The sequence below is a fragment of the Drouetiella sp. genome (assembly GCF_059504425.1).
The window spans coordinates 47,037-53,475 of record NZ_JCACIN010000093.1 but is presented as its reverse complement, the minus strand read 5'-3'; the positions used below and the strand labels follow the sequence as shown (position 1 = coordinate 53,475).

The 6,439-nt window shown below is 50.1% G+C and carries 5 protein-coding genes; 1 reads left to right on the top strand and 4 read right to left on the bottom strand.

Annotation, left to right across the window (positions count from 1 at the left end; all coding sequences use genetic code 11):
- Window positions 1-27 precede the first annotated feature (27 nt).
- On the top strand, window positions 28-2,535 hold the full coding sequence (locus AC5JMP_RS21940) for a right-handed parallel beta-helix repeat-containing protein (RefSeq protein ID WP_495853625.1): 2,508 nt from the start codon (window positions 28-30) through the stop codon (window positions 2,533-2,535).
- A 298-nt stretch (window positions 2,536-2,833) separates the two neighbouring features.
- Here AC5JMP_RS21940 and AC5JMP_RS21935 read toward each other — a convergent pair whose 3' ends face one another.
- The 4 genes from AC5JMP_RS21935 to AC5JMP_RS21920 form a co-directional block, all read right to left on the bottom strand.
- Complete coding sequence (locus tag AC5JMP_RS21935; RefSeq protein WP_495853624.1) at window positions 2,834-3,799, bottom strand: PhoH family protein; 966 nt, start codon at window positions 3,797-3,799, stop codon at window positions 2,834-2,836.
- 75 nt (window positions 3,800-3,874) lie between these two features.
- On the bottom strand, window positions 3,875-4,270 hold the full coding sequence (locus AC5JMP_RS21930; RefSeq protein WP_495853623.1) for a KH domain-containing protein: 396 nt from the start codon (window positions 4,268-4,270) through the stop codon (window positions 3,875-3,877).
- A gap of 27 nt (window positions 4,271-4,297) precedes the next feature.
- Entirely contained in the window at window positions 4,298-4,564 is a 267-nt protein-coding gene (rpsP, locus tag AC5JMP_RS21925) for a 30S ribosomal protein S16 (RefSeq protein WP_495853622.1), read from the bottom strand.
- A gap of 131 nt (window positions 4,565-4,695) precedes the next feature.
- On the bottom strand, window positions 4,696-6,390 hold the full coding sequence (locus AC5JMP_RS21920; RefSeq protein ID WP_495853621.1) for a glycosyltransferase family 39 protein: 1,695 nt from the start codon (window positions 6,388-6,390) through the stop codon (window positions 4,696-4,698).
- Window positions 6,391-6,439: the final 49 nt, after the last annotated feature.

Sequence of the window (6,439 nt, the reverse complement as noted above, 5' to 3'; positions counted from 1 at the left end):
CAGGATTCTCTCACTATCTTTTTCACCATGACACTTATGAAATATGCCCCTTTTCTAGTCGCAACAGGGCTTTTGATAGCAGCAGCCATTTGTCCACCTGCGATCGCCCAAACTTCAGAAACCAGTTCTCCAGAATCCACCAATGCCCTTGATCTAGCTATCCCGGCTTGGGGTGGAGTGGGGCATACTTCATCCGGCGCAGGTTGGGATGGCGTAACCCAGTTTGAAGGATTCATTCCTTTGCGACAAACACCGGGTGAAAATATCACCTTCTTTGAGCCTCGATTTCTATTAGACAACAATGGCAACATTGGCGGCGGTTTACTGCTGGGACATCGGATTTATGACTTTCAACGCAATCGTACTTTTGGCGGCTATGTTGCCTTTGACCATCGTCAAACCCATGAAAGTAGCTTTTCTCAACTCGGCTTAGGGTTAGAAAGTTTGGGTGAAGTTTGGGATTTTCGCATGAACGGCTATATTCCTTTGGGAGACAATCGCCATCTGGTTGATGAAAGCCGTTCTGACACAGGATATAGTGTCTCAACCCAGTTTGAACGCAACCTGCTGCTCCTCTCCAGTCGTCGAGAACAACAGGTAACCCGTATTTATGAAGCTGGACTACTGAGTCTAGATGCAGAAGCAGGGGCAAAACTTGCGGAATGGACTGATGGAGATTTACGCGCCTTTGGGGGTGTCTATTTTTACGATGCGAAAGGCACGGATAGCACATTGGGATGGCGGCTGAGACTGCAAGCTCGCCCTACCCAAAATCTATCGCTAGGGCTGGCTGTGCAAGACGACAATCTATTTGGCACAAACATCGTTGCATCTATAGGCTTTACTTTTCCCAGGATTCGTCCTAGAGGGCCGATCACCCGTACGGAGGAAGTCGTTGCCCGATTGGGAGAACCTATTGCTCGCAATCCCAATATTGCTGTCGATACTCAGCGAGATACTCAGACGACCGTTGAAGAAAATGTAGAACCTCTGAAAAACCCTGAAGAAGAACAAGCCTATCGCTTCATCCATGTCACATTAGGGCAACAGGGCGGCAATGGCACCTTTGAGCGTCCTTTCGGTACCGTTCAGGAAGCCCTTGATGCAAGTGTTTCAGACGGTAACACCGTTGTCTATGTTGATGCTGGGAACAATTCAACGATAGCAGCATTTACCATTCCCGATCGCGTTCGCGTACTGTCTCAGGCACCCGTCCAGCTACTTGCAGGTCTGCCTTTCCCTGGTTTTCCAAGCGCGCCCGCTCGTCTGCCCTTCTCTCCGGTTGTCAACTATCGAAACGGGATTTTAGTAAGAATTCCTCTTTCGGGTGACAGACAGTTTCCTAATATCAGTCAAACAGGCACAGCTGATTTGGTGACCATGGGCGATCGCACTATTCTTTCCGGTTTTCAAGTAGCTAATTCATCGGTAAACGGAATCGCTGCTGATGGAGTGGAAAATATTGAGATTCGTGATAATACTATTATCAACGCCGCAGAGAGAGGCATTTTTCTCAATAACGTCTATGGTAGCGTCGTACTATTTAACAATCGTATTACTGGCTCTCAGGGGGGTGTTGGTTCGGGTCAAGGGTTACTCATTCGAGACGATGTCGATCGAGCAGTGGATGTTTCTATTCAACGACAGCAAATTGCAAACAATCGGGTAGGTATTGAAATCGCTGCCTCCGGAAGTCCAGCAGAGCAAATTGATCCTCAGCAAACTGTCAGCATCAGTCGCACTAACATTCAAGGTAGCCGCGAACAAGGCATTTTATTAACCGCAGACCAGTCAGGAAATCAACAGGTTGCCTTCCGCAACGGCAGCATTCAAAGCAGCGGATCAGAAGGGGTCTTTGCTCGCGCCACCACTACGGGCGCTCAAGAGCTTACTATTGAGGACAGCACCATTAGCGGTAGCGGCGGAGACGGTATTCGAGCACAGGATGGAATTCAAAATGGCTCTTCTACAGCTGCACAAGAAGTTTTTCTGAGACGTAATCGGATTGAAAACAATGCAGGGAATGGAATTACAATTGAAGCTAATGAAGTTGCAGCTCAAGAGTTTACGATCGATAACAACGTTATTCAAAACAATGGGGGATATGGCATTCAAGGTACGGTGAACAATGTTGCCTTTCAAGAATACATCACTGATCCAGATAATGGTTCTTTAGGCATTAGTAATAATACGATCGCTAACAACGGCAACCAGGGCATTAGTTTAACGGCAACAAATTCTGGTACGTTGGTCGCCGATATTCAAGGGAACAATTTGTCTAATAATGAAACAGGCAGCAATTCTGATATAGAGGTAACTGCCACCGCTAACACAAACGATGTCTGTATTGTCCTAACTGGTAATAGCAGCATTGATGGCGTTCAGTTTAACAACAATATTTCTGGAAGTCCTGCACTATTTCAAGTTGGAGACATAAACACTTTATCTACCAGAAATACTGGAAGCATAACGCTTCAGCCCGATCTAGCTGCATTTACCGATCGACCGGGGATCTCCTCTTGCTTTAGAGACTAGACAGGGCTAGGGGCAATGGTTCTAACTTCTTCATTAACCTTGCGGCAGTCAGCCTACTGCTTGACTACCTTGCTCTATCTCTTTCATCCAAATCTCATACCAATTTAAGACCCAAAAGGGGCAGATGATTTTCGAGAGTCGCGCGGAGCGCGCGACTCTCGAAAATCATCTGCCGCCTCATCAATTTTAAAGTGGTATCAAGTATAGCTGTCGCCAGTTAGCTCAGGAGATATAGGGTGGGGCGCGAAGCGCCCCACCCTATATCTCCTGAGCTAACTGTCTTGGCAATTGCTGTAGATTAGGATTGAGTCGGCGTTTCATACGCCTCATAGGCTGTCACAATCCGCTGAACTAGCGGATGCCGCACGACATCGCCCTGGGAAAGTTGACAAAAGGCAATCTCATCAATGTTGCGGAGAACTCGTTGCGCCACAGATAGCCCTGACTGCTGGGAAGTAGGCAAATCCGTTTGGGTAATGTCTCCCGTCACCACCATCCGCGATCGAAATCCTAGCCGCGTTAGCATCATTTTCATCTGAGCCGGGGTCGTGTTCTGGGCTTCATCCAAAATCACAAAGGCATTATTTAGCGTGCGCCCCCGCATGTAGGCGAGCGGAGCAACTTCAATCACGCCGCGCTCCATCAAACCTGCAATTTTCTCAGGGTCAACCATTTCATGCAGCGCATCGTAGAGCGGTCGCAGGTAAGGATTCACCTTCTGCTGCAAGTCTCCGGGCAAAAACCCCAGTTTCTCTCCAGCTTCTACAGCAGGACGCGTCAAGATCAGCCGCTCATACTGGTTGTCTAGGAGAGCCTGCGCAGCAACCAATGCCGCCAAAAAAGTTTTGCCAGTTCCAGCTGGCCCAATGCAAAACGTCAGATCGTGACTGCGAATTGACTCGACATAGCTACGCTGCCGAAAAGTCTTGGCGCGAATTGCCTCGCCGCGACGAGTGCGGACAATCACATCTTGTTGAATTTCGCGCAGTTCCTCTTGGCGATCGTCACTCAAGGCATAACGGGCTGTCACAATATCAGCCGAGTCAATCCGTCTGCCCTGACTCCAATAAGGTTCCAACGCTCGCACCAACCCCCCAGCCAAAGCAACCTGCGTTTCTGTTCCAGCGATGACTAATGACTGCCCTCGCAAGACAATTGTTGCGCCCGTCTGCTGCGTCATCAGCTTCAAATTTTCTTCCCGCTCTCCGGCAAGGGCGATCGCACTTTCGGGGCTAGGGAGGTCAAGCGTTAAATTCGTTCCCATGCAGTGGCTATCGGGAAACCATAGTTTATATGACTGATAAAAGTTAGATGAGTGAAAAGCTGAGCTAAGGAAAACCTACTGGGCTTGAGGGCGAACCGGACGAGGGGGAGCTACGCGAGGCGGATTCGGCCGCTCTTCTGATTCTTCGCGATCCAGCGAAGAGCTGCCAAACACCTCTAAGTGAGCCATTCTCCCTGCCGACTGCGCTACAGCCTGAAGCACAGTCCGAATTGCTTGAATATTTCGCCCACCCCGACCGAAAACGCGCCCTTTGTCCTCGCCCTCAAAGGCGACCCGCACCAAGACCCGCGAGGTGCGCGGCGAAATTTCGCAATCAACGCGCAGAGACTCAGGTGACTCCAGAAAGGGCAAAGCTAAGAAGCGCACTAGCCCAGCATAATCTGGGCTACTTGTGGCTTCATCTATAGCTTCATCTGAAGAAGGTAAGAGCGGAGGAATCTGATCAGGCACAGCTAACATCCCGTTGCAAGGCTAATCTTAGGCAGTAGGTGCCGCTTCAGGAGCGACCTGTTCATATACATTAGCTTTTTCCAGGAGGCGACGGACGGTTTTGGTAGGCTGTGCGCCTTGCTGCAATCGTTTTTGCGCAGCGGGCACGTTCACCCTCAGCTCGTCCGTTCTGGGGTTGTAGAACCCTATCTCCTCTAGGGGCCGACCATCACGGCGTGTATCGCTATTCATCGCCACAATCCGGTAGCTTACTTCAAATTTCTTGCCAAATCGCTTTAAGCGCAGCTTAATCATGCTGAAAAATCTTGCTCCTGTGAATCTTTAAAAATTATCAGCTAAGGTTGCGGGTCTAGCATTAGCCTGACTCAGCTTAACACTATAGCTTCAAAGCTGAAATTATATCATTTATTTAGGCGACCTGTAACCTATTGAATTAGCTTGCCACTACAGCGATAAAGCCGATATTCATAGCCGCTGATATAGGGGTTAGGCTGTGAGCCTGTCGGAGAATCTGGCTGGCAGCGCTGTTCATCCAGCGCGATCGGCGCATGGAAATTGACAAGCCACAAATCAACAGGCGCAAGGTTCTGCTCCAGAGCGTTCTGAAGGCTTGCGGTTGCAGCACAGTTCGTCATACAGGGATTTTGTCGCTCGTGAGCCAGCAAAAATTGCGGAGCATCCGATCTCCCTGCCTGCAAAAACTGCCAGCCAATTCCCATCATTTCACCCGTTTGCACTAGGGTATTTTGTGTAGTGGCAATTAAGATCGGATTCTGCGATCGCTCTGCCATCACAGACATCAGCACATCTGGGCGGTAATATTTGCGATATCCCAGATTATTCACTACCGTCAGGCTGCTGAGAAAGCCAACCAGCAGAACGATCGCCACACTCTGCTTAGACTTCCATACTGCCAGACTGGTGCCCAGCAGCAAAATGACTGCGGGAAAGTAGACAAAGCTGTAGCGTGCGCCCCGCGTAATATCTGTTCGCAAAACATAGCTGATGAAGAAAAAGAGCGCGATCGCTGCCCAAAAAACGCCGCTCATTAACCAAACGGTGCCTCCCGTATCTGGATCAGCAATCTGCTGTCGCCACCCTTGCCAGAACTTCGGCATCGCCCACAAAATGAACGCCAGCATGACTGACCCTGAAGCGATCGCTACCGCCAACCGATCGGACTCTATCGGCAGCAACACCAGCATAGTCACCCAAGCAGCCAGCGATTGAGCGATCGGATTAATCAGATCAAGCCAGTTGAACGGCTGGACATTACGAATCCACTGCGTAATATCCCGGCTGCGGATATCTTGGACAACAGGTATCCAGAGCGCTGCGGCGATCGCAGTTCCCAGCATTACGGCATAGAGCCGCCGCCAAGGCAAAGACAGCAGTGCTTTGTTATCCTCTCTGACTTGATGAATGGCTAAACCCAGGAGTGCCAGAGCCATAGCGCTGAGGCTGAGCATAAAAAAATAGTGGGTGGCAATGCCTAGAGCATTCACCACAACCCATAAGCCGCCTAACCAAAGTGGAAAAGCTCGATGCTGCATTCGACGAACTGCCACCACAAAGCAGCACAACGATGCAATCACCCACAACACTCCCAGCGTGTAGTGACGAGCTTCTTGAGCCAAATAAACTCCAAATGGTGATACTGCCATTAGCACAGCAGTTAAATGGCTAGCGATGGGCGATCGCAACGTCAGCCAGCTCAGCCCAAACATGGCAGGAATTGAGGCTACCCCCAGCAGGGCAGGCAGCGATCGCGCCAGCCAAAGCGATACTATTCCAGTGTCTGCTGAAAACAGGTGCAGCCAAGCATTCGCCAAGATAAAGTAGAGCGGCGGATGCACATCTTCCGCGAATAGGTAATGCCTCACGGCAGCGGCAGATTGAGGGGCAAGCTGGAGCGGCTGCATCAGGGTTTCTAGGGCGATCGCCTGGTTGAGCGGAACGGTCTCAAAGCTGTGACCCAAGCTAAACACCAGTGTGGCAAACTCATCTGTCCAGGGGGGCTTATCGGTCAAATGGGCAAACCGAACCGCTGCCCCAATGCTAATCCACAGCAGCAAAAGACAGGGCTGAAACCAGGCAGTTTGAACTAATTGTCGCTCCATGGGTCACAGATGTTTTTCTCAACCTAACCTGTATGTGCAACCCGTACAA

Excerpts from the sequence above, each read along its gene's own strand:
- AC5JMP_RS21940 (WP_495853625.1), top strand. The coding sequence starts at position 28 with ATGACACTTATGAAATATGCCCCTTTTCTAGTCGCAACAGGGCTTTTG.
- AC5JMP_RS21935 (WP_495853624.1), bottom strand. The coding sequence starts at position 3,799 with ATGGGAACGAATTTAACGCTTGACCTCCCTAGCCCCGAAAGTGCGATC.
- rpsP (WP_495853622.1), bottom strand. The coding sequence starts at position 4,564 with ATGATTAAGCTGCGCTTAAAGCGATTTGGCAAGAAATTTGAAGTAAGC.
- AC5JMP_RS21920 (WP_495853621.1), bottom strand. The coding sequence starts at position 6,390 with ATGGAGCGACAATTAGTTCAAACTGCCTGGTTTCAGCCCTGTCTTTTG.